Source organism: Phytohabitans kaempferiae (genome assembly GCF_042433955.1).
Lineage (GTDB): Bacteria > Actinomycetota > Actinomycetes > Mycobacteriales > Micromonosporaceae > Phytohabitans > Phytohabitans kaempferiae.
The window spans coordinates 561,686-580,387 of record NZ_JBHLUH010000004.1 but is presented as its reverse complement, the minus strand read 5'-3'; the positions used below and the strand labels follow the sequence as shown (position 1 = coordinate 580,387).

Below are 18,702 nucleotides of genomic sequence, written 5' to 3'. Positions count from 1 at the left end.
CGAGCCCCGCAGTCGCGAACGAAAGGCAAGCACTGTGATTGTCGCCCAGGACCCGACGCTCCAGGACTTCGGGAACGACCCGTGGTGGCTGGTTCTCATCAAGGTCGTCTTCGTCTTCGCGTTCGGCATGGTCTGCACGCTGCTCGGCGTCTGGTTCGAGCGGCGGGTCGTGGCGCGCATGGCCGTGCGGCCGGGCCTCAACCAGGCCGGCCCGTTCGGCCTGCTCCAGACGCTCGCCGACGGCCTGAAGGGCGCGTTCAAGGAAGACATCATGCCGCGTACGGCGGACAAGGTGGTCTTCTTCTTCGCGCCGACCATCGCGGTGATCTGCGCGATGACCACGCTGTCGGTCATCCCGTTCGGGCCGATGGTGAGCGTCTTCGGCCACCAGACGCCGCTCCAGGTGACCGACATTCCGGTGGCGGTACTGCTGATCCTCGCCTGCTCCGGCATGGCGGTGTACGGCATCGTGCTCGGCGGCTGGGCCTCCGGCTCGACCTACCCGCTCCTCGGCGGCCTGCGGTCGAGCGCCCAGATGATCTCGTACGAGGTCTCGATGGGGCTCTCGCTCGTCGCGGTGTTCATGCTCTCCGGCACGATGTCGACGAGCCAGATCGTGGCGGCACAGAAGAGCGGCCAGGAGTTCGAGATCTTCGGGGCGACCGTGAGTGCGCCCGGCTGGTACGCGATCCTGCTCGCACCGAGCTTCATCATCTTCTTCATCGCGATCATCGGTGAGACCCACCGGCCGCCGCTCGACCTCCCCGAGGCCGAGTCCGAGCTGGTCGCCGGCTACATGACCGAGTACTCGTCGCTGAAGTTCCTGCTCTTCATGCTCTCCGAGTACGTCTCGATGGTGGCGATGTCGGCGGCGACCGCGACGCTCTTCCTCGGCGGCTGGCGGGCGCCGGCGCCGATCACCACGATCTGGGCCGGGGCCAACTCCGGCTGGTGGCCGCTGCTGTGGTTCTTCATCAAGGTCGTGCTGCTGGTCTTCGCCTTCGTGTGGCTGCGGGCGACGCTGCCCCGGCCCCGGTACGACCAGTTCATGCGGTTCGGCTGGCGCATCCTGCTCCCGATCAACCTGGTCTGGATCATGTCGCTCGCCGGCATCCAGGTGCTGCGCAACGCCGACATCACCGACACTCAGCGGTACTCGATCATCGCGGGAGCGATTCTCGCCGTACTGCTGCTCGCGCTGCTCTGGCCGACCCGCAAGCAGCCGCCGGCACCGACGCTGGAGCAGCAGGCCAGCAACCGACCACCGGGGAGCTTCCCGCTCCCGCCGATGGACCTCCAGGTCCCGCCGAGCCCTCGCGCCCGCCGCGCGGTGGCCGAGCGCGAGCCGGCGAACGTCGGCGCGGGCTCCGGCGCGGACCTTGCGGATAAGGAGAGTTAGATGAGCGCCATCGGAGCGTTCAAGGGGTTCGGCGTCACCTTCGCGCACATGTTCCGCAAGACGGTGACCACGGCGTACCCGTTCGAGACGCCGGTGGCCGCCCCGCGCTACCACGGGCGGCACATCCTCAACCGGCACCCCGACGGGCTGGAGAAGTGCATCGGCTGCGAGCTGTGCGCCTGGGCCTGCCCCGCGGACGCGATCTACGTCGAGGGCGGCGACAACACCGAGGAGCAGCGGTACTCGCCGGGTGAGCGGTACGCCAGCGTGTACCAGATCAACTACGCCCGCTGCATCTTCTGCGGGCTGTGCATCGAGGCCTGCCCGACTCGCTCGCTGACCATGAGCAACGAGTACGAGCTGGCCCGGGACAGCCGCCGTGACCTCATCTTCACCAAGGAGCAGCTGCTCGCGCCGCTGCTGCCCGGCATGGACCAGCCACCGCACCCGATGTACCTCGGCGACACCGAGAAGGACTACTACATCGGCGCGCTGACCAACCCGGGCACCTCGGCGGGCGCCGAGCGGGCCCCCTGGTCGGAGCAGCACACCGCGGACGGCTCGGGGCCCGCGGGAGGTGCGGCATGAGTGCCATCGCGGCTGCCGGTGGCATGGCGACCGGCGAGGCGGTCACGTTCTGGATCCTCGTGTGGCCGGCGCTGATCGGTGCGCTAGGCATGGTCTTCGCCCGCAACGCGATCCACTCCGCGCTGTGGCTGGTGCTGACCATGCTCTGCCTCGGTGTGTTCTACGTGCTCCAGTCGGCGCCGTTCATCGGGCTGGCGCAGATCATCGTGTACACCGGCGCGATCATGATGCTCTTCCTCTTCGTGCTGATGCTGGTCGGCCGGGACGCCTCCGACTCGCTGATAGAGACGCTGCGCGGACAGCGGCTCGCGGCGGTCGTGCTCGGCATCGGCTTCGCCGGGCTGGTCGGCACCGGCGTCTACCGAGGGCTGTCCGGCGTCGAGGCGGTGGGCCTGGAGCAGGCGAACGCCAACGGCAACGTCCAGGGCATCGCGTCCATCCTGTTCACGCGGTACGTCTTCGCCTTCGAGGTCACGTCCGCGCTGCTGATCACCGCGGCGGTGGGCGGGATGGTGCTGGCGCACATCGAGCGGCGGCGCGGCGAGAAGCGCACGCAGCCGGAGATCATGCGGGCGCGCTTCGCCCCGGGCAACTACCCCGGCCCGAAGCCCGGCCCCGGTGTGTACGCCACGTCCGACTCGGTGGCCACCCCCGGCCGCCTGCCGGACGGCACGCTGACCGACAAGAGCATCTCCCAGATCCTGCCCGCCCGTGAGCTGACCTCGAGCGAGACAGCGCCGAAGGGTACCGACAAGTGAGCGAAGCGAGCTGTCGAATGAAGATGGGACTGTGAAGTGAGTCCGTCTAATCCAGAGTGGTACCTGGTTCTCGCCGCGGTGCTCTTCACCATCGGTGCGGTCGGGGTGCTGATCCGGCGCAACGCGATCGTGCTGTTCATGTGCATCGAGCTGATGCTCAACGCGGCCAACCTCGCGCTGGTCACGTTCAGCCGGATCAACGGCAACCTCGACGGCCAGATCCTGGCGTTCTTCGTCATGGTGGTAGCCGCCGCCGAGGTCGTGGTCGGGCTCGCGATCATCATGTCGATCTTCCGGACGCGGCGATCGGCGAGTGTCGACGACGCCAACCTGTTGAAGTACTGAGGCGGATATGCACGCAAAACTGTCGAACGCGTCTGCTGTGCCTGCCCTCGCAGCGGACTACGCCGCTGCCGATGGTTTCCTGTCCACCTTCTGGCTGCTGGTGGCCATCCCGCTCGCCAGCGCGGCGATCCTCCTGCTGCTCGGCAAGCGGGCCGACAAGTGGGGGCACTGGCTGGGCGTCGGCAGCATCGCCGTCACCTTCGTGCTGGGCCTGACCTACTTCTTCCAGCTACGCGGCCTGGACAACAAGTCGGCTGAGGTGACGCTCTTCGACTTCATCTCGGTGGGCTCGTTCCACGTGGACTTCGGGCTGCTCTTCGACCCGCTGTCCGCGGTGTTCGTGCTGCTGATCACCGGTGTCGGCGCGCTGATCCACCTGTACGCGGTCGGCTACATGGAGCACGACCCGGGGCGCCGCAGGTTCTTCGCGTACTTCAACCTCTTCGCCGCCGCGATGCTGCTGCTGGTCCTCGGCAACAACTTCGTGATGCTCTTCTTCGGCTGGGAGGGCGTGGGTCTCGCCTCCTACCTGCTGATCGCGTTCTGGTACGACCGGCCGGCGGCGGCGACCGCGGGCAAGAAGGCGTTCCTGATGAACCGGGTCGGCGACGCCGGCTTCGTGATCGCCATCTTCCTGATGTTCCAGCAGCTCGGCACCGCCAACTACGACGACGTCTTCAACAGTGTGGGCGCGCTCTCCTCCGGCGTGGTGCTGGCGATGGGGCTGCTGCTCCTGCTCGGCGCGACCGGTAAGTCCGGCCAGTTCCCGCTCCAGGCGTGGTTGCCGGACGCGATGGAGGGCCCGACCCCGGTCTCCGCGCTCATCCACGCCGCGACGATGGTCACCGCCGGCGTCTACCTGATCGCCCGCTCCAACCCGATCTTCTCGGCCAACGAGACGCTCCAGACGGTCGTGGTCAGCGTCGGCGCGCTCACGCTGCTGATCGGCTGCATCATCGGCTGCGCCAAGGACGACATCAAGCGCGTGCTGGCCTGGTCGACGGTCTCCCAGATCGGCTACATGTTCCTGGGCGTCGGTCTGGGTGGCGGCGCGTACGCGCTGGCGATCATCCACCTGCTCGCGCACGGCTTCTTCAAGGCCGGCCTCTTCCTCGGTGCCGGCTCGGTCATGCACGGCATGAACGAGCAGACCGACATCCGGCGGTTCGGCGGGCTGTGGCGGTACATGCGGATCACCTGGGCCACCTTCGGCCTGGCCTGGCTCGCGATCATCGGCCTGCCACCGCTCTCCGGCTACTTCAGCAAGGAGCCGATCATCGCGGCCGCGTTCGCGCGGGAGGGCTGGACCGCCTGGCTCTTCGGCATGGCCGCGCTGCTCGGCGCCGCGCTCACCGCCTTCTACATGACGCGGCTCTTCGTGCTGACGTTCCACGGGCCGAAGCGGTGGACCGAGGACATCAAGCATCCGCACGAGTCCCCGGCGATCATGACCGTGCCGCTGGTGCTGCTGGCGGTCGGCTCGGTCGCGGCCGGTTGGCTGATGTCGACCAGCGTGGCCGACTGGCTGACGCCGGTGCTCGGTGCGGACGAGGGGCACCACGAGGCGGTCCTGTCGCACGGTGCCGTGACCGCACTCTCCATCGTGGTCACCGTGCTCGGTGCCGGCCTGGCGTATGCACTGTTCCGCAACGGCACGGCGCTCCAGGAGCAGCCGGCCGGCCCGGTCGTGATGGCGGCGCGGCGCAACCTCTACGCGGACGTGTTCAACGAGGCGGTCTTCGAGAAGCCCGGCATCTTCCTCACCCGGGCGCTGGTCTTCCTCGACAACCGCGGCATCGACGGGCTCGTCAACGGGCTCGCCGCCGCCGTCGGGGGTGGGTCGGGCCGGCTCCGCCGGCTGCAGACCGGTTTCGTGCGGTCGTACGCGATGTCCATGCTCACCGGTGCGCTGCTGGTCGTGGCCGCGTTCCTCGCTCTCCAGCTGGGATGGTTGGCGTGAGTGACTTTCCGTTCCTGTCCCTTCTGACCGGAGCGCCGCTCGTCGGCGCGCTGGTGGTGGCGTTCCTGCCACGCACCAAGCCGGAACTCGCCAAGCGGGTCGCGCTGATCTGGTCGATCGCGGTCGCGGTGCTCGCGGGGCTGCTCTGGATCGCGTACGACGCCGGCGGCGCGCGGTTCCAGTTCCGCGAGTCGTACACCTGGATCCCGGCCTGGGACGCGCGCTTCACGTTCGCGGTCGACGGCATCGCGCTCGTCATGCTGCTGCTGATCGCGGTGCTCGTACCGCTGGTGATCCTGGCGTCGTGGCACGACGCGGAAAGCTCCAAGCGGAGCGTGCCGGTCTACTTCGCGCTGCTCCTCGCGCTGGAGGGCACGATGATCGGCGTCTTCGCCGCCGGCGACGTGTTCCTGTTCTACGTGTTCTTCGAGATCATGCTGGTGCCGATGTACTTCCTCATCGGCTCGTACGGCGGCCACCAGCGCCAGTACGCCGCGGTGAAGTTCTTCCTCTACTCCCTTGTCGGCGGCCTCTTCATGCTGGCCGCGGTGATCGGGCTGTGGGTCCTGGGCGGGCGTACGTTCGACTGGCAGGACCTGCTGTCGGCCGAGTTCGCGACGGACACCGAGCGCTGGCTGTTCCTCGGCTTCTTCGTGGCGTTCGCGATCAAGGCGCCGTTCTTCCCGTTCCACACCTGGCTGCCGGACGCCGGTCGCGCCGCGCCCGCCGGCTCGGCCGCGCTGCTCGTCGGCGTGCTGGACAAGGTCGGTACCTTCGGCATCCTCCGCTACTGCCTGCCGCTCTTCCCGGAGGCGTCCCGCTGGTTCGCGCCGTACGCGCTGGCCATCGCACTGATCGGCATCATCTACGCGGCCCTGTTGGCGGTGGGGCAGAACGACCTCAAACGCCTGGTCTCGTACACGTCGATCGCCCACTTTGGATTCATCGGTATCGGCATCTTCGCGTTCACCACTCAGGCCGGCACCGGTGCGGTGCTCTACATGGTCAACCACGGCCTCGCCACCGGCCTGCTCTTCCTGGTGGTCGGCATGTTCGTGGCCCGGCGCGGCTCGGCGCTGGTGAGCGACTTCGGCGGCGCGGGCAAGCTCGTACCGCTGCTCGCCGGCGTGCTCTTCTTCGCCGGTCTCGCGTCGCTCGCGCTACCCGGCACCGCGCCGTTCGTATCCGAGTTCCTGGTGCTGCTGGGCACGTTCACGGTCAACAAGCCGGTCGCGGTGATCGCCACCGCGGGCATCATCCTCGCGGCCGCGTACGTGCTGTGGATGGTGCAGCGCACCACGCAGGGCACGCTCAATCCGGCGCTGACCAAGGTCGAGGGCATGCGCCGCGACATCACCCTGCGGGAGAAGGTCGTCGTCGCCCCGCTGATCCTGCTCATCCTGCTGCTCGGCTTCTACCCGAAGCCGGTCACCGACGTCATCAACCCCGCCGTCCAGGCAACGTTGCAGGACGTCGACAAGTCTGATCCCGCGCCCGCCGTTCAGGAGGCATCGCGCTGATGGAAGACCTCAAGCTTCCTCCGATCAACTACGGCGCGGTGGCGCCGATGTTGATCCTGTTCGGTGTCGCCTGCGTGGGCGTGCTCTTCGAAGCGGTGCTGCCGAAGGCCGCCCGCCGCTCGGCCCAGCTCGTGCTGGCGCTGCTCGGCCTCGTCGCCGCGTTCGTCATGGTGGTCGTCAAGTCGGACACTCGCGTCCTCACCGCTGGCGAGGCCATCGCGATCGACGGGCCGACGCTCTTCCTCCAGGGCGCGATCATCCTGCTCGGGCTGATGGCGCTGCTGCTGGTCGGCGACCGCTCGCTGGAGCAGGGCGGCGCGTTCGTGGCCCAGGCGGCGATCACGGTCGGCTCGGACGCCGACCGCCGCCAGGCGACCCGCGCGCAGGGCGCCACGGAGATCTACCCGCTGGCCGTCTTCGCCATCGCCGGCATGATGCTCTTCGTCGCCGCCAACGACCTGCTGACCATGTTCGTGGCGCTGGAGGTCTTCTCGCTGCCGCTGTACCTGCTGTGCGCGCTCGCCCGCCGGCGGCGCCTGCTCAGCCAGGAGGCGGCGCTGAAGTACTTCCTGCTCGGCGCGTACGCGTCGGCGTTCTTCCTCTTCGGCATCGCGCTGGTGTACGGCTTCGCCGGTGGCCTCCAGTTCGGCACGATCCACGACGCGGTGCGCGAGTCCGACCAGAGCACCTTCCTGCTCTTCGGCGGCATCGCCCTCGTCGCGATCGGCCTGCTCTTCAAGGCGGCCGCCGCGCCGTTCCACGTGTGGACGCCGGACGTCTACCAGGGCGCCCCGACGCCGATCACCGGCCTGATGGCGGCGTGCACCAAGGTCGCCGCGTTCGGCGCGCTGCTCCGCGTGCTGTACGTCGCCTTCGACGGCGCCGCCTGGGACTACACGCCGGTGCTCGGTGTGATCGCGGTGCTCACGATGCTGGTGGGCGCGGTGCTCGCGGTGACGCAGACCGACATCAAGCGGTTGCTCGCCTACTCCTCGATCGCCAACGCCGGCTACCTGCTGGTGGGCGTGCTGGCCCTCTCCAAGGACGGCCTCTCCAGCACCATGTTCTACCTCGTCGCGTACGGCTTCACGGTCATCGCCGCGTTCGCCATCGTGACGCTGGTGCGCGACGCCGACGGCGAGGCGACCCACCTGTCCCGCTGGGCCGGGCTGGGGCGCCGCTCGCCGCTGTTCGCCGGCATCTTCACGTTCATCCTCCTGGCGTTCGCGGGTATCCCGCTGACCAGCGGCTTCATCGCGAAGTTCGCGGTCTTCGGGGCGGCCATCGAATCCGGCGAGGCGTGGCTGGTCGTGTTCGGCGTGGTCACGAGCATGCTGCTGGCGTTCCCGTACCTGCGCGTGGTGGTGCTCATGTGGCTCTCCGAGCCCAAGGAGACCACGCCGTCGGTTTTGGTCCCCGGCGGCCTGACTGCGGCGGCCCTCATGATCGGCGTGGTCGCCACGCTGGTGCTGGGCGTCGCGCCGGCACCGCTGCTCGACCTGACCGCCAACGCCGCCGAGTTCGTCCGGTGAAGGGCTGCCTCCATCCCGTAGCCACGGTGTGAGGAAGCTCCTCTAGCGCTCCCTGCCACACCGCCCTCGTGGGCGGTGTGGCATCGTGGGAACGTGGGCGGGGTGCAGGGTACGGGCGGATTAACGTCGATCGGGCTCGATTTTGTCGATCCCGCACTCGAGGCTTCGGTGCGGCATACGCTGGCCGTGGTCGAGGAGGAGCTGCGCGTTGGCGTGAAGAGCGCCGACCCCTTCGTGACCGAGGCGGCGCGCCACCTCGTCGATGCCGGCGGCAAGCGCTTCCGGCCGCTGCTGGTGGCGATCGGTGCCCACTTCGGCGACCCGCGTGCGCCACTGGTGGTGCCCGCCGCGGTGGTGATGGAGCTCACCCACCTGGCCACGCTCTACCACGACGATGTGATGGACGAGGCGGCCGTGCGGCGCGGCGCCCCCAGCGCCAACTCCCGCTGGACCAACTCGGTCGCCATCCTCGTCGGTGACTACCTCTTCGCCCGGGCCGCCGACATCGCCGCCGAGCTCGGCCCCGAGGCGGTGCGGCTCCAGGCGCGCACGTTCGCCCGTCTGGTGCACGGCCAGATCGCCGAGACGGTCGGTCCGCGCGACCATGACCCGGTCGCCCACTACCTCGACGTCATCGCGGAGAAGACCGGGTCGCTGATCGCGACGTCCGCGCGCTTCGGCGGGATGTTCGGCGGCGCGACGCCCGAGCACACCGAGGCCCTGGCGGGATACGGCGAGACGATCGGGGTAGCGTTCCAGCTCTCCGACGACCTGCTCGACATCGCCTCCGACTCGGCCCAGTCCGGCAAGACGCCCGGCACCGACCTGCGCGAGGGCGTGCCCACGCTCCCGGTGCTGTACGCGCTGGCCTCCGACGACTCCGACGCCGCCTCGACCCGGCTGCGCGAGATCCTGTCGGCGGGGCCGGTGACCGACGACGCGCTGCACGCCGAGGCGCTGGGGCTGCTGCGCGAGTCGCCGGCGCTGAAGCGAGCCCGGGAGACCGTCCGCACCTACGCGGAAGACGCGCGGTCGCGGCTGGCTCCGCTGCCCGAGGGCTCGCCGAGGCGGGCGCTCGAGTCGCTCTGTGACTTCATCGCCGATCGCACCAGCTGACCGTCCGCGCCAATCGGGAGCGCTCCCGTCACTTCACCGTGGGGCTGCTTTGCCCGTACGGACGATTGTCGACCTTGGACACATAGAAATTTACATCTGCAAAATGTGAAGATCGAATGTGGACATAAGCCCCGGAAAATCGGGGTAAATCAACGCAACGTGGCGCCTCGCCCACCGACGGTCGCCGTACATCTGATGGCTTCGATCCGAACGGGCATTTCGCTCTCGGGCGGTATTTCATATGGTGTAAGTCCCCGGCCGGCGGAGGTGGTTGTGCGCGACCCCTTGGCGGAACCTTCGGATCTGATCCGTAGCGTCTCGCGTGCGCTGCGTGTCCTGGAGGCGGTCGGCAGGGCACCCCGGGGCCTGACGGTGAAGCAGATCGCGCGGCGGTGCGAGCTGACCGTCGCGACGACCTACCACCTCGTGCGCACGTTGGCGTACGAGGGCTACGTGATCCGGCGCGAGGACGGCACGTACATCGTGGGTCTTGAGGTGGCCGACCGCTACCGCGAGCTGGTGGCGGCGTTCCGCGGGCCGCCGTCGGTGGGCGAGTCGCTCCGGCGGGCCGCGATGGAGACTGGCTACAGCCACTACGTGGGCCGCTTCGTGGGCGGCCGGGTGGCGGTCACCGCGGCGGCGGAGGGCCCCCGCTCGCCATACCTCGAGGATCTGGTCCCCGGGTTCGACGACGGTGCCCACGCGACGGCGCTGGGAAAGGCCCTCCTGTCCACGCTGACGCCCGATCAGCGCTTCCGGTACCTCAAGGAGTGGGGGATGCGGGCGTTCACCGCTCAGACGCTCACCACGCCGGAGGCGTTCGAGGCCGACCTGGCCGCCGGTGACCGGCGCGGCATGCAGTTGGAGATGGGGCAGTACCGGCAGGGCGTCGGCTGCGCCGCAGTGCTCGTCAGCACCGACAAGGACATGGAGCGCCGCGTGGTGCTGGCGTGCGCGATGCCGGCGGCCGAGCTGATGACGACGGCGCGCGTGGTGCGCAACCGGCTCGCCACCGTCGCCAAGGAGCTGGCCGACGCGATGTCCGCCGACGCCTGACCACCACAGGCGGGGGCCGCCACAGCGCGTGGGGCGCTGGTTCGCCGGACCCGGCGGCTGCGTGGGCGATTGTCAGGGACATAGCCCTTTCAAACCGGCCGCAAGGGGATATGTCCTCGACATATCCCCACTGGCCGGGGCGGCCTGGAGCACGGCGGACAGCGCGGCAGCTCAGATCTGTCTCTTGAACCGAACCGGCCTCGGGCCCCGAGCGTGACGGGACGCCTGGAGACGCGAAGGGCGCCCCCGCCGACACCGGGGGCGCCCTTCAGAGTGCAGCCGTCAGCTGCCGATCGGCTTCCCGTCGAGCCGCCAGGTGACGACCACGCCCGGCTTGGCGTAGTCGCCGTCCGGCCACGTCGAGGCGGGAGCCTCGATCGAAGCGCCGGTGATCTCGCCGGGGTGCTGCACCGCGACGAAGACCGACTGGTTGTCGGTGGTGATGAACGGGCCGCAGGTCTCGGCGCCCAGCGGCACCGTGAGGAACTGCTTGAGGTGACCCCGCTCCGGACCGGAGACCGGCGTCGCGAAGAGGCCGTCGTTCGTGCCCAGCGCGTTGCCGTCGGTGGAGATCCAGAGGTTGCCGGCGCCGTCGAAGGCCACGTTGTCGGGGCACGAGATCGGCGAGACCTTGGTCTTGTCGTATCCGGCGAAGTAGGTGGCCGGGTCCGCCGGATCGCCGCAGACGATCGGCACCGACCAGGTGAACGTCTCGCTCGTGTGGTCGCCCCGGTCCTCGGTCAGCTCGAGGATGTGCCCGTGCCGGTTGGCCGTGCGCGGGTTGGCCTCGTCAGCCTTGGGGTTGGAGCCGGTGCCCCGGTTGGTGTTGTTGGTCAGCGCCACGTAGATCTTGCCGTTGACCAGGTTGGGCTCCACGTCCTCGGGACGGTCCATCTTGGTGGCGCCCACCGCGTCACCGGCGAGCCGCGTGAACGTGAGCACCTCGGCGGCCGTCATCCCCGGCACGAACGACTTGTCGCCGCGGACCAGCGGGATCCACCGGCCCGAGCCGTTGAACGCGCCGTCGGAGGGGAGCTTGCCCGAGCCGTCGATCTCGCTGGCGCTGGTGTAGTCGAGCTTGGCGACGTACAGCGTGCCGGACTCGAGCAGCGTTAGGTTGTGCTCGCGGGCCTGCCACGAGTTGCCCTTTTGGAACTTCTTGTCCGTCACGAACTTGTACAGGTAGTCGAACCGCTCGTCGTCGCCCATGTACGCCGCGACGTGCCCGCTGCGGGAGACGATGACGTTGGCGCCCTCGTGCTTGAAGCGGCCCAGCGCGGTGTGCTTGCGCGGCCGCGCCTCCGGGTCGAACGGGTCGACCTCGACGATCCAGCCGAAGCGGTTGGCCTCGTTGGGGTGCCTGGTGAGGTCGAAGCGCTCGTCGGCCCGGTCCCACTTGCGGCTGTCGGAGGGGTAGCGGGCGGTGGTGCTGATGCCGTAGCGGGCCAGCTTCGCCTTGTCCGCCTCGGGTACGCCGTCGCCGCCGACGAAGTACTGGTTGAAGTTCTCCTCGCCGCTCAGGATCGTGCCCCACGGGGTGACGCCACCGGCGCAGTTGTTGAGCGTGCCGATGACGACCTTGCCGCGCGGGTCGGCCGCGGTCTTCAGGAACGCCGAGCCGGCGGCCGGGCCGGTGACGTCGAAGCGGGTCTGGTGCGCGGTGATCCGCCGGTTGTACTTGAGGGCGCCCTTGGTGGCGAGCCGCCACTCGCCGGTGTCGCCGACCCGCTCCAACTCCACGACGGAGAGGCCGTGCGCGGCGATGGCGACCCGGATCTGCTCCACCGAGAGCGCGTCCAGGCTGGTGAAGCCCGGGAACATCAGGTTCTCGTTGGTGTACTCGTGGTTGACCACCAGCAGGGCGCGGTCGCCCTTCTTGTCCAGCGGCAGCACCGCGACGAAGTCGTTGTTGTAGCCGAACTGCTTCGACTGGGCGTGCACGGTCTGCCGGTTCAGGTTGAACGCGGGCGCTCCCGGCACCACCGGATCGCCCCAGCGGATGACCACCGAGTGGTCGTAGCCGTTTGGCACCACGAAGTTGTCGAGCCGGTTCGGCGGGATGGTGCTGAACGTGAGCGCGCCCTTGGTGGGGGACGCCTTGAGCGCCTCCACGTCGGGCGCCGCCCCGGCACCGCCCGGCGCGGCCAGCGCCGGTGCCGCGGCGGCCGCACCGGCGCCCGCGAAGCCGAGTACGAGGGCGCCCACAGCGCCGGCCCGCACGACCCCGCGACGGGACACCTCGGCCTGGACGACGTCACCGAAGTACGGGTTTTCCGACTCGTTCGGGACGGGGTGGTCACACGCGTTGCCGCAGCGGTACATACACGTCATCGCGCTGCGTCCGGTGTGGCTTTGGCCAAGTATCGGAAGCAATCGCGGTCGCTCGCTCATGAAGAAGAGCCTCCTCGCTGGTTGGTGCGTGCCCGGGAGGGCCGCGCCGACTGCTGGCCGCGGTCGAGAGAGCACGCGTGCCGGACGCTAGGAGCGCCCCGTGAGCGCTGCTCAGATCCCATATGAACGCCAAATGAACACCAACGTCAGGCGGCGGATGTGAACCGACCGGCGGATCCCTGCGTAAGACTGATCGAGAGGAGGCCGGGGTGGCTTGACCGACCAGGATGCCCAGTTGCTGCGCGCGTTGCAGGACGAGCACGGCGACGCGCTTTTCGCTCACGCACTCCGGCTGGCCGGGGGCGACCGGCAACGAGCCGAGGACCTTGTGCAGGAAACGCTGCTGCGCGCGTGGCGGCATCCCGAGGCACTCGATCCGCAACGCGGCTCGGTGCGAGCGTGGTTGTTCACCACCGCGCGCAACCTGGCAATCGACGCGTGGCGGCGGCGTTCCGCCCGGGTCGGGGAGATCGTCACGGACGAGCTGCCCGAGCCGCCGCCCGCGGTGGACGAGGCAGACCGGGCGGTCGAAGCGTGGACCGTCGCCGAGGCCCTCAGGCGGCTCTCCGCGTCGCACCGTGAGGTGCTCGTGGAGTGCTTCTACGAGGGGCGTTCGGTGGCCGAGGCGTCCTCCCGGCTCGGCGTACCACCGGGCACGGTGAAGTCGCGTACCCACTACGCGCTGCGTTCGCTGCGCCTGGTCCTGGAGGAGATGGGGGTGACGAGATGAGGTGCGACTACGCGTACGACAGCGGTGCCTACGTGCTCGGTGCCCTGTCCCCGAGCGAGCGTGCCGCGTACGAGCGGCATCTCGCCGACTGTCCCACCTGCCGCGAGGCGGTCGGCGAGGTCGCCGTGTTGCCGGGTCTCCTCGGGAGGCTCGACCCGGCGGGCCTTGAGCAGATCGCGTCGGCGCCCTCCGCCGAGTCGCGGATGCCCGAGCTGCTGGCGGCGGTCGGCAGCGCCCGCCGCAAGGAGCGGGCCGCGCGGCGGTGGCGCAGCGCAGGCAGCCTGCTGGCCGCGGCCTGCCTGGCGCTCTTCGCCGGCTTCGGCGCGGGCATCCTGCGCGACGGCGGCTCGGCGGGCACGCAGCAGTCGCCCGTGGCGCAGGCCACGACGCCCGGTGTGGCCGAGCCCCGCATGGTGGCGATGAAGTCCGTGGTCGGCCAGATCCCGGTCACCGCCGAGGTCGGCCTCACGCCGACGAAGTGGGGCACGGTGGTCACGATGCACTGCGCGTACCCGACGCAGAGCGGGGAGAGCAAGCGGTACACGTACCGGCTCATCGCCTGGGACTCCGAGGGCGAGAAGGAGGAGATCGGCTCGTGGGCGGTGGCTCCCGGTGCCGATGTCGCCTTCACCGCGATCACGAGCTTCACGCCGGATCAGCTGGCGCGGCTGGCGCTGACCAAGAAGGACGGCACGCCGCTGCTTGAGTACAAGGTCCCGTAGGGCTCACGCCACGAGCGCGTGCTCGGCCTCGCGCTCGGCGACGCGGCGGCGGGTCGTACGCAGCCCGTCGACGGTGAAGATGATCAGGGCGAGCCACACCAACGCGAAGCCGGCGAGCCGGGCCGGCGGCATCGGCTCGTGGAAGACCAGCACGCCACAGCCGAGCTGGAGGATCGGCGCGATGTACTGGAGGATCCCGATCCCCGTCATCGGGATCCGGTTGGCGGCCCCGGCGAAGAGCAGCAGCGGGATGGCGGTGGCCGCGCCGGCGACGACGAGCAGCGTGGTGTGCCCCGCCCCCTGCCCGAAGGTGCCACCGGTCGTCAAGGTGAGCCACACCAGGTACGCCAGCGCGGGCAGCGCGAGCACCGCCGACTCGATGAAGAGCCCTTCCGCCGCCGGCACGCCGAGGCGCTTCTTGACCAGGCTGTACGCGCCGAAGCTCGTGGCCAGCGTCAGCGCGATGTACGGCAGCCGCCCGTAGTCGATGGTCAGTACCGCCACCGCGAGCGTGCCGATGCCGACCGCGCTCCACTGCGCCAGGTTGAGCCGCTCGCGGAGCGCGACGACGCCGAGCAGCACCATCACCAGCGGGCCGATGAAGTAGCCGAGGGCGGTCTCCACGACCCGCTCGGAGTTGACGCCGAAGATGTACATCCCCCAGTTGACCGCGATGAGCGCGGCGGCCAGCGCGATGCCGGCGAGCTTGCCGGGGCGTTGGGCCAGCTCCCGGATGTACCGCCAGCGGCGCACCACCGTCAGCAGCAGCGCCACGAAGGCCACCGACCACACCACACGGTGCGCCAGGATCTCCATCGCGCCGGCCGGGCGGAGCACGCGGATGTAGAGCGGGAAGAAGCCCCACATGACGTACGCCGCGATGCCGAAGAGGTAGCCGCGCTTGAGCTCGCTCACTGGTCGGCCTGGGGACGCCGGTACTCCATCCAGCGGTCCGGCTCGGCCAGCGGGGTGAAGCCGAGCTTCGCGTAGACGGCGTGGGCGTCGGCGGTGGCGAGCAGGATGCGGCGTAGGCCCTCGCGCTCCAGCTCGTCGCGGATCTGCGTGACCATCCAGGTGCCGAGGCCGCGACCGCGCACGGCCCGGTCGACGTACACGTCGCAGAGCCACACGAACGTCGCCCCGTCGGTCACCGCCCGCGCGAACGCCACCTGCGCGCCCGGCCGCCCATCCGCCTCGGGGCGGCTTGGCCCGGCGAGGTGGCTTGGCGCGTCGGGGCGGCTTGGCGCGTTGGGGTGGCCTTCCGCGTTGGGGTGGCTTGGCGCGTTGGGGTGGCCTTCCGTGTCGGGGCGGTAGACGCCGAAGAGGCGCGAGCCGGCGAACGACCTGTCGACCATCTCGCGGGGACGGCCGAGCGCCCAGTAGGCGTCGGTGGAGAGCCAGGTGTAGACCAGGTCGGCGTCGACCAGGGCCGGATCGGACGAGAAGAGGTAACCGTCGGGGTGCATGCTCGGCACGCCTCCGACGCTACCGTGCGTGTTGCCGCTGGTCGCCGGCCAATTCCCAGCCCGTGGTCAGTCCTTGTCGCCGACCAGCGCGTTCAGGACCCAGCTCACGACGCCGACGAGGAGGGCGCCGACGACGGCGCTCGGCCAGAAGCCGTCGACGTGGAACGGAAGGTCGAGCTTGCCCGCGATCCAGCTGGTGAGCAGGAAGAGCGCGCCGTTGACCACGATCGCCACGAGGCCGAGTGTGAGCACGTAGAACGCGCAGCCGACCGTCTTGATGATCGGCCGGAGCACCGCGTTGATCACACCGAAGATCGCGGCGACGATCACCAGCGTGAGGATCGCCTCACCGATCGAATCGGTGGAGAGCGTGATCCCGGGAACGATGACCGTCGTGATCCACAGCGCCAAGGCGCTGATCGCGAGGCGGATGAGGATGCCCATGGCCGGGGATAGTAAGGGACAGCGATCAACGTGTGGGGGGCGCTAGCGTTTGTGAGCCCGCGGGTCTTTGGGGGTGCGTGTGCCGTCCCGTCAGGATCAGCTCCACTCGCACCAGTTCCTCGTGCAGCGGGTCGTGGCCGCCCTGGTCCTGCGCGACGCCGATCCCGGCCGCTCGCCCTTCCCCCGCGCGGCGGGCGCGACGCTGGCGAGCGTGCTCGTCGCGGCCATCGCGCTGGGCGCCGTCGCGCTGCACGGCACGATCACCGGCAGCGGCTCGCCCCGGTGGCTCGACGGGCCGGCGGTGCTCGTCGAGCGGGAGAGCGGCGCGCGCCTGGTGCATCGCGAGGGCACGCTCCACCCCGTGCCCAACCACGTCTCCGCGCTGCTCGTGCTCGGCCCCGGTGCGCAGACCGTGCTGGTGTCGCGGGAGGCGATCGAGGGCGTGCCACGCGGCGTACCCCTCGGGATAGAGCACGCCCCCGACGCCGTGCCCGACCGGCGGCGGCTGACCACCGGCGCCTGGTCCGTCTGCGCCACATCGGACGATGTGGCGGTGCTGGTCGGCGCCGCGCCCGCCGGTGGTGCGCCGCTGGGCGAGCACGGGCTGCTGGTGCGCGCCGGCGGTGACCTGCACCTCGTCTGGCAGCAGCGCCGCCACCTGATCCGCGACACCGACCTGGTGCTCTCCGCGCTCGGCTGGAGCGGCGAGCGGCCCGCCACCGTCACGCCGGCCCTGCTCGCCGCGCTTCCCGCCGGCCCCGAGCTGGCCCGGGTCCCGATCGCGGGCGGCGCACAGTCGGTGGTGCCGGGCAGTGCGGTCGGCGACGTCTTCGTGGTGGAGTCGCAGGGCGGCGGCCGCCAGTACGCGGTCGCCCTCCGGGCCGGCTTGGCCCCCATCACACAGCTCCAGGCCGACCTGCTGCTCACCGACCACGACCAGCGCGAGCCGATCCGGCTCTCCCAGGGCGCGTACGCCGACCTCCCGCGCGCGATCCCGCCCGACGCGGCCGGCCTGCCCACCACCACGCCGCCGCTCGCCGCGCCCGGGGCCGCCGTGTGCGCGGTGGTGCCCGGCGAGTCCGGGGTGGCGGAGGTGTCGGTGGGCGCGGCCGTCCCGCGCGCCGGCGTGGTCGTACCGCCCGGCACCGCGGCGCTCGTCGAGGCCGGCGACATCTATCTGGTCACCGACCGCGGGCGGCGGCACGCCCTCTCCGACCGCGAGGTGCCAGCCCTCCTCGGGTACGGCGACGCGCGCCCCCTCCGCCTCCCACCGGCCGTCGTCGCGCTGGTGCCGGAGGGGGTACGCCTGGACCCGGCCGTCGCCCGCGCCCCGCTCGGAGGCTGAGTTATCCACAGGGTCTGTCGATCGAGTACGGGGATCGCTACGGTCGGTGGCGGTTGGTGCTGGGTCGGCGAGGGGAGTGGCCGTGGAGCGCACGGAGGCCGAGGCGGTGGTGCTGGAGCGCACCGCGGCCAGGTTCGACCAGGTCAATGGCGATCTGGAGGCCATGCTCAAGGGGCTGATGGCCCAGCTTGAGGCGCTGCGCGGTGCCTGGCAGGGCGCCGGCGGGCGGTCGTTCGAGCAGGTGAAGGCGCAGTGGGCCGACGACCAGGCGGCCATCCAGCGCACGCTGGCCGAGACCGCGGCCGCGCTGCGTACCTCCGGCCAGGGCTACGACGCGGCCGACAGCCAGGCGGCCACGCGGCTCGCCGCGACCCACCGCGGCATTGAGTTGCCGCTCTGAGGGGAGTGTCCGATGAGTGACAGCCGGCTGGTGGTCAACTTCGCCGCCCTGCACCAGGCCAGTGCCGACATCCAAAAGGCACTCGGCCTGCTTGACACGCACCTGGGCCAGCTCGAGCGCGACGCCGCTCCACTGGTCGCCACGTGGGAGGGCACCGCCCGCGAGGCTTACGACGCCCGTCAGGCCACCTGGCGCCGCGCCTCCCGCGACCTCCAGGCGATCCTCCGCGAGATCAAGCTGGCGGTCGACGAGAGCGCCGCCGACTACCACGAGACCGAGCGCCGGGCGGCTGGCCGCTTCTAGGAAGAGATTTCGGGGTCGGGGTCTCGGACCCGTCCACGATGACCCCTGCGGATGGCTGCTTTCTGCCGGTTTGTTCGGTTCGGCGAGGTCCGGGAGCAGTTTCGGCGGATCGTGGTATTGAACTGTCCCGATGAGGGCGGTGCCGTACCGCGATCTGCTGCTAGCCCGGCGCGCGTGGACGCTGCGCGATCCATTTAGACCTCGACCCCGAAGGGTCTCTGGAGAGAGTTCGAGGTGGAGGCCCGGCCATCAGGCTGCACGCCGGCGCGGCGAGCCGGCGCCCCACGCCGCGGTGATCACGGCGAGGCTGCCGGATCTAGAGATCTTTCGCGGTCGAGGTTCGTGCTGTCCGTTGCGGTTCGCCCCTGGTGTGACAGAGGGGAGCTGCCGCGATGCCCGTCGTGCTCCTGACCGTTGCTCCCGCAGCCTCACCCTCCGCGTCCTCGATCGCGACCCGGCCCGACGTGGGCCTCGGCCCGGGGCGGAGCTGTCGAGTTGGGCGCGTCAACGCGCCAACTCGCGTTGTGTCACCGGCGCGCGTGCGGCGCACGGTCTGCCGCCGGCACACTTCCTCAGCCTCGCGATCGGACTGCCCACCGGGCAGGCAGCCTCCGGGTCAAGACGAGT

The 18,702-nt window shown here is 70.2% G+C and carries 18 protein-coding genes; 14 read left to right on the top strand and 4 right to left on the bottom strand.

Annotation, left to right across the window (positions count from 1 at the left end; all coding sequences use genetic code 11):
* The first annotated feature begins 34 nt into the window (after positions 1 to 34).
* The 9 genes from nuoH to ACFFIA_RS03845 all read left to right on the top strand — a co-directional run bounded on the left by nuoH (position 35) and on the right by ACFFIA_RS03845 (position 10,274).
* Complete coding sequence (nuoH, locus tag ACFFIA_RS03885) at positions 35 to 1,399, top strand: NADH-quinone oxidoreductase subunit NuoH (RefSeq protein WP_377245304.1); 1,365 nt, start codon at positions 35 to 37, stop codon at positions 1,397 to 1,399.
* Positions 1,400 to 1,987 carry an NADH-quinone oxidoreductase subunit NuoI gene (gene nuoI / locus ACFFIA_RS03880; protein ID WP_377245301.1) on the top strand — a complete coding sequence of 196 codons (588 nt, stop codon included), beginning with the start codon at positions 1,400 to 1,402 and terminating at the stop codon, positions 1,985 to 1,987.
* Positions 1,984 to 2,745 carry an NADH-quinone oxidoreductase subunit J gene (locus ACFFIA_RS03875; RefSeq protein ID WP_377245298.1) on the top strand — a complete coding sequence of 254 codons (762 nt, stop codon included), beginning with the start codon at positions 1,984 to 1,986 and terminating at the stop codon, positions 2,743 to 2,745. The genes nuoI and ACFFIA_RS03875 overlap by 4 nt, the downstream gene beginning before the upstream one ends.
* A gap of 36 nt (positions 2,746 to 2,781) precedes the next feature.
* Complete coding sequence (nuoK, locus tag ACFFIA_RS03870) at positions 2,782 to 3,090, top strand: NADH-quinone oxidoreductase subunit NuoK (RefSeq protein WP_377245295.1); 309 nt, start codon at positions 2,782 to 2,784, stop codon at positions 3,088 to 3,090.
* 7 nt (positions 3,091 to 3,097) lie between these two features.
* Positions 3,098 to 5,050: an NADH-quinone oxidoreductase subunit L gene (gene nuoL, locus ACFFIA_RS03865; RefSeq protein WP_377245292.1), complete on the top strand. Its 1,953-nt coding sequence runs from the start codon at positions 3,098 to 3,100 to the stop codon at positions 5,048 to 5,050.
* Positions 5,047 to 6,570 (top strand): NADH-quinone oxidoreductase subunit M, encoded by a 1,524-nt coding sequence (locus ACFFIA_RS03860; protein ID WP_377245289.1) that lies wholly within the window; start codon positions 5,047 to 5,049, stop codon positions 6,568 to 6,570. Before nuoL ends, ACFFIA_RS03860 begins: the two co-directional genes overlap by 4 nt.
* On the top strand, positions 6,570 to 8,102 hold the full coding sequence (gene nuoN, locus ACFFIA_RS03855; protein WP_377245286.1) for an NADH-quinone oxidoreductase subunit NuoN: 1,533 nt from the start codon (positions 6,570 to 6,572) through the stop codon (positions 8,100 to 8,102). Before ACFFIA_RS03860 ends, nuoN begins: the two co-directional genes overlap by 1 nt.
* Before the next feature lie 129 nt (positions 8,103 to 8,231).
* Entirely contained in the window at positions 8,232 to 9,218 is a 987-nt protein-coding gene (locus ACFFIA_RS03850) for a polyprenyl synthetase family protein (RefSeq protein WP_377245729.1), read from the top strand.
* A 273-nt stretch (positions 9,219 to 9,491) separates the two neighbouring features.
* Complete coding sequence (locus tag ACFFIA_RS03845) at positions 9,492 to 10,274, top strand: IclR family transcriptional regulator (protein ID WP_377245283.1); 783 nt, start codon at positions 9,492 to 9,494, stop codon at positions 10,272 to 10,274.
* A 282-nt stretch (positions 10,275 to 10,556) separates the two neighbouring features.
* Here the strand turns inward: ACFFIA_RS03845 and ACFFIA_RS03840 are convergent, their stop codons facing one another.
* Positions 10,557 to 12,665 (bottom strand): PhoX family protein, encoded by a 2,109-nt coding sequence (locus ACFFIA_RS03840; protein WP_377245280.1) that lies wholly within the window; start codon positions 12,663 to 12,665, stop codon positions 10,557 to 10,559.
* Between the two features lie 235 nt (positions 12,666 to 12,900).
* On the opposite strand from ACFFIA_RS03840, the gene ACFFIA_RS03835 reads away from it, so the two are divergent.
* Together ACFFIA_RS03835 and ACFFIA_RS03830 are read left to right on the top strand one after the other, a co-directional pair.
* Positions 12,901 to 13,395 (top strand): sigma-70 family RNA polymerase sigma factor, encoded by a 495-nt coding sequence (locus ACFFIA_RS03835; protein WP_377245726.1) that lies wholly within the window; start codon positions 12,901 to 12,903, stop codon positions 13,393 to 13,395.
* A complete protein-coding gene (locus ACFFIA_RS03830; RefSeq protein ID WP_377245277.1) occupies positions 13,392 to 14,117 on the top strand; it encodes an anti-sigma factor family protein in 726 nt (241 codons plus the stop codon). The genes ACFFIA_RS03835 and ACFFIA_RS03830 overlap by 4 nt, the downstream gene beginning before the upstream one ends.
* A gap of 3 nt (positions 14,118 to 14,120) precedes the next feature.
* Here ACFFIA_RS03830 and rarD read toward each other — a convergent pair whose 3' ends face one another.
* The 3 genes from rarD to ACFFIA_RS03815 form a co-directional block, all read right to left on the bottom strand.
* Positions 14,121 to 14,984 carry an EamA family transporter RarD gene (rarD, locus tag ACFFIA_RS03825; RefSeq protein WP_377245723.1) on the bottom strand — a complete coding sequence of 288 codons (864 nt, stop codon included), beginning with the start codon at positions 14,982 to 14,984 and terminating at the stop codon, positions 14,121 to 14,123.
* Between the two features lie 44 nt (positions 14,985 to 15,028).
* Positions 15,029 to 15,583 carry a GNAT family N-acetyltransferase gene (locus ACFFIA_RS03820; RefSeq protein WP_377245720.1) on the bottom strand — a complete coding sequence of 185 codons (555 nt, stop codon included), beginning with the start codon at positions 15,581 to 15,583 and terminating at the stop codon, positions 15,029 to 15,031.
* A 66-nt stretch (positions 15,584 to 15,649) separates the two neighbouring features.
* Positions 15,650 to 16,027, bottom strand: a complete 378-nt coding sequence (locus tag ACFFIA_RS03815; protein WP_377245274.1) for a phage holin family protein — start codon at positions 16,025 to 16,027, stop codon at positions 15,650 to 15,652.
* A 73-nt stretch (positions 16,028 to 16,100) separates the two neighbouring features.
* Between ACFFIA_RS03815 and eccB the strand changes: the two genes are divergently transcribed.
* The 3 genes from eccB to ACFFIA_RS03800 all read left to right on the top strand — a co-directional run bounded on the left by eccB (position 16,101) and on the right by ACFFIA_RS03800 (position 18,075).
* Positions 16,101 to 17,372 carry a type VII secretion protein EccB gene (eccB, locus tag ACFFIA_RS03810; protein ID WP_446686956.1) on the top strand — a complete coding sequence of 424 codons (1,272 nt, stop codon included), beginning with the start codon at positions 16,101 to 16,103 and terminating at the stop codon, positions 17,370 to 17,372.
* Between the two features lie 82 nt (positions 17,373 to 17,454).
* A complete protein-coding gene (locus ACFFIA_RS03805; RefSeq protein ID WP_377245271.1) occupies positions 17,455 to 17,772 on the top strand; it encodes a WXG100 family type VII secretion target in 318 nt (105 codons plus the stop codon).
* A gap of 12 nt (positions 17,773 to 17,784) precedes the next feature.
* Positions 17,785 to 18,075 (top strand): WXG100 family type VII secretion target, encoded by a 291-nt coding sequence (locus ACFFIA_RS03800; protein ID WP_377245268.1) that lies wholly within the window; start codon positions 17,785 to 17,787, stop codon positions 18,073 to 18,075.
* Positions 18,076 to 18,702 lie beyond the last annotated feature (627 nt).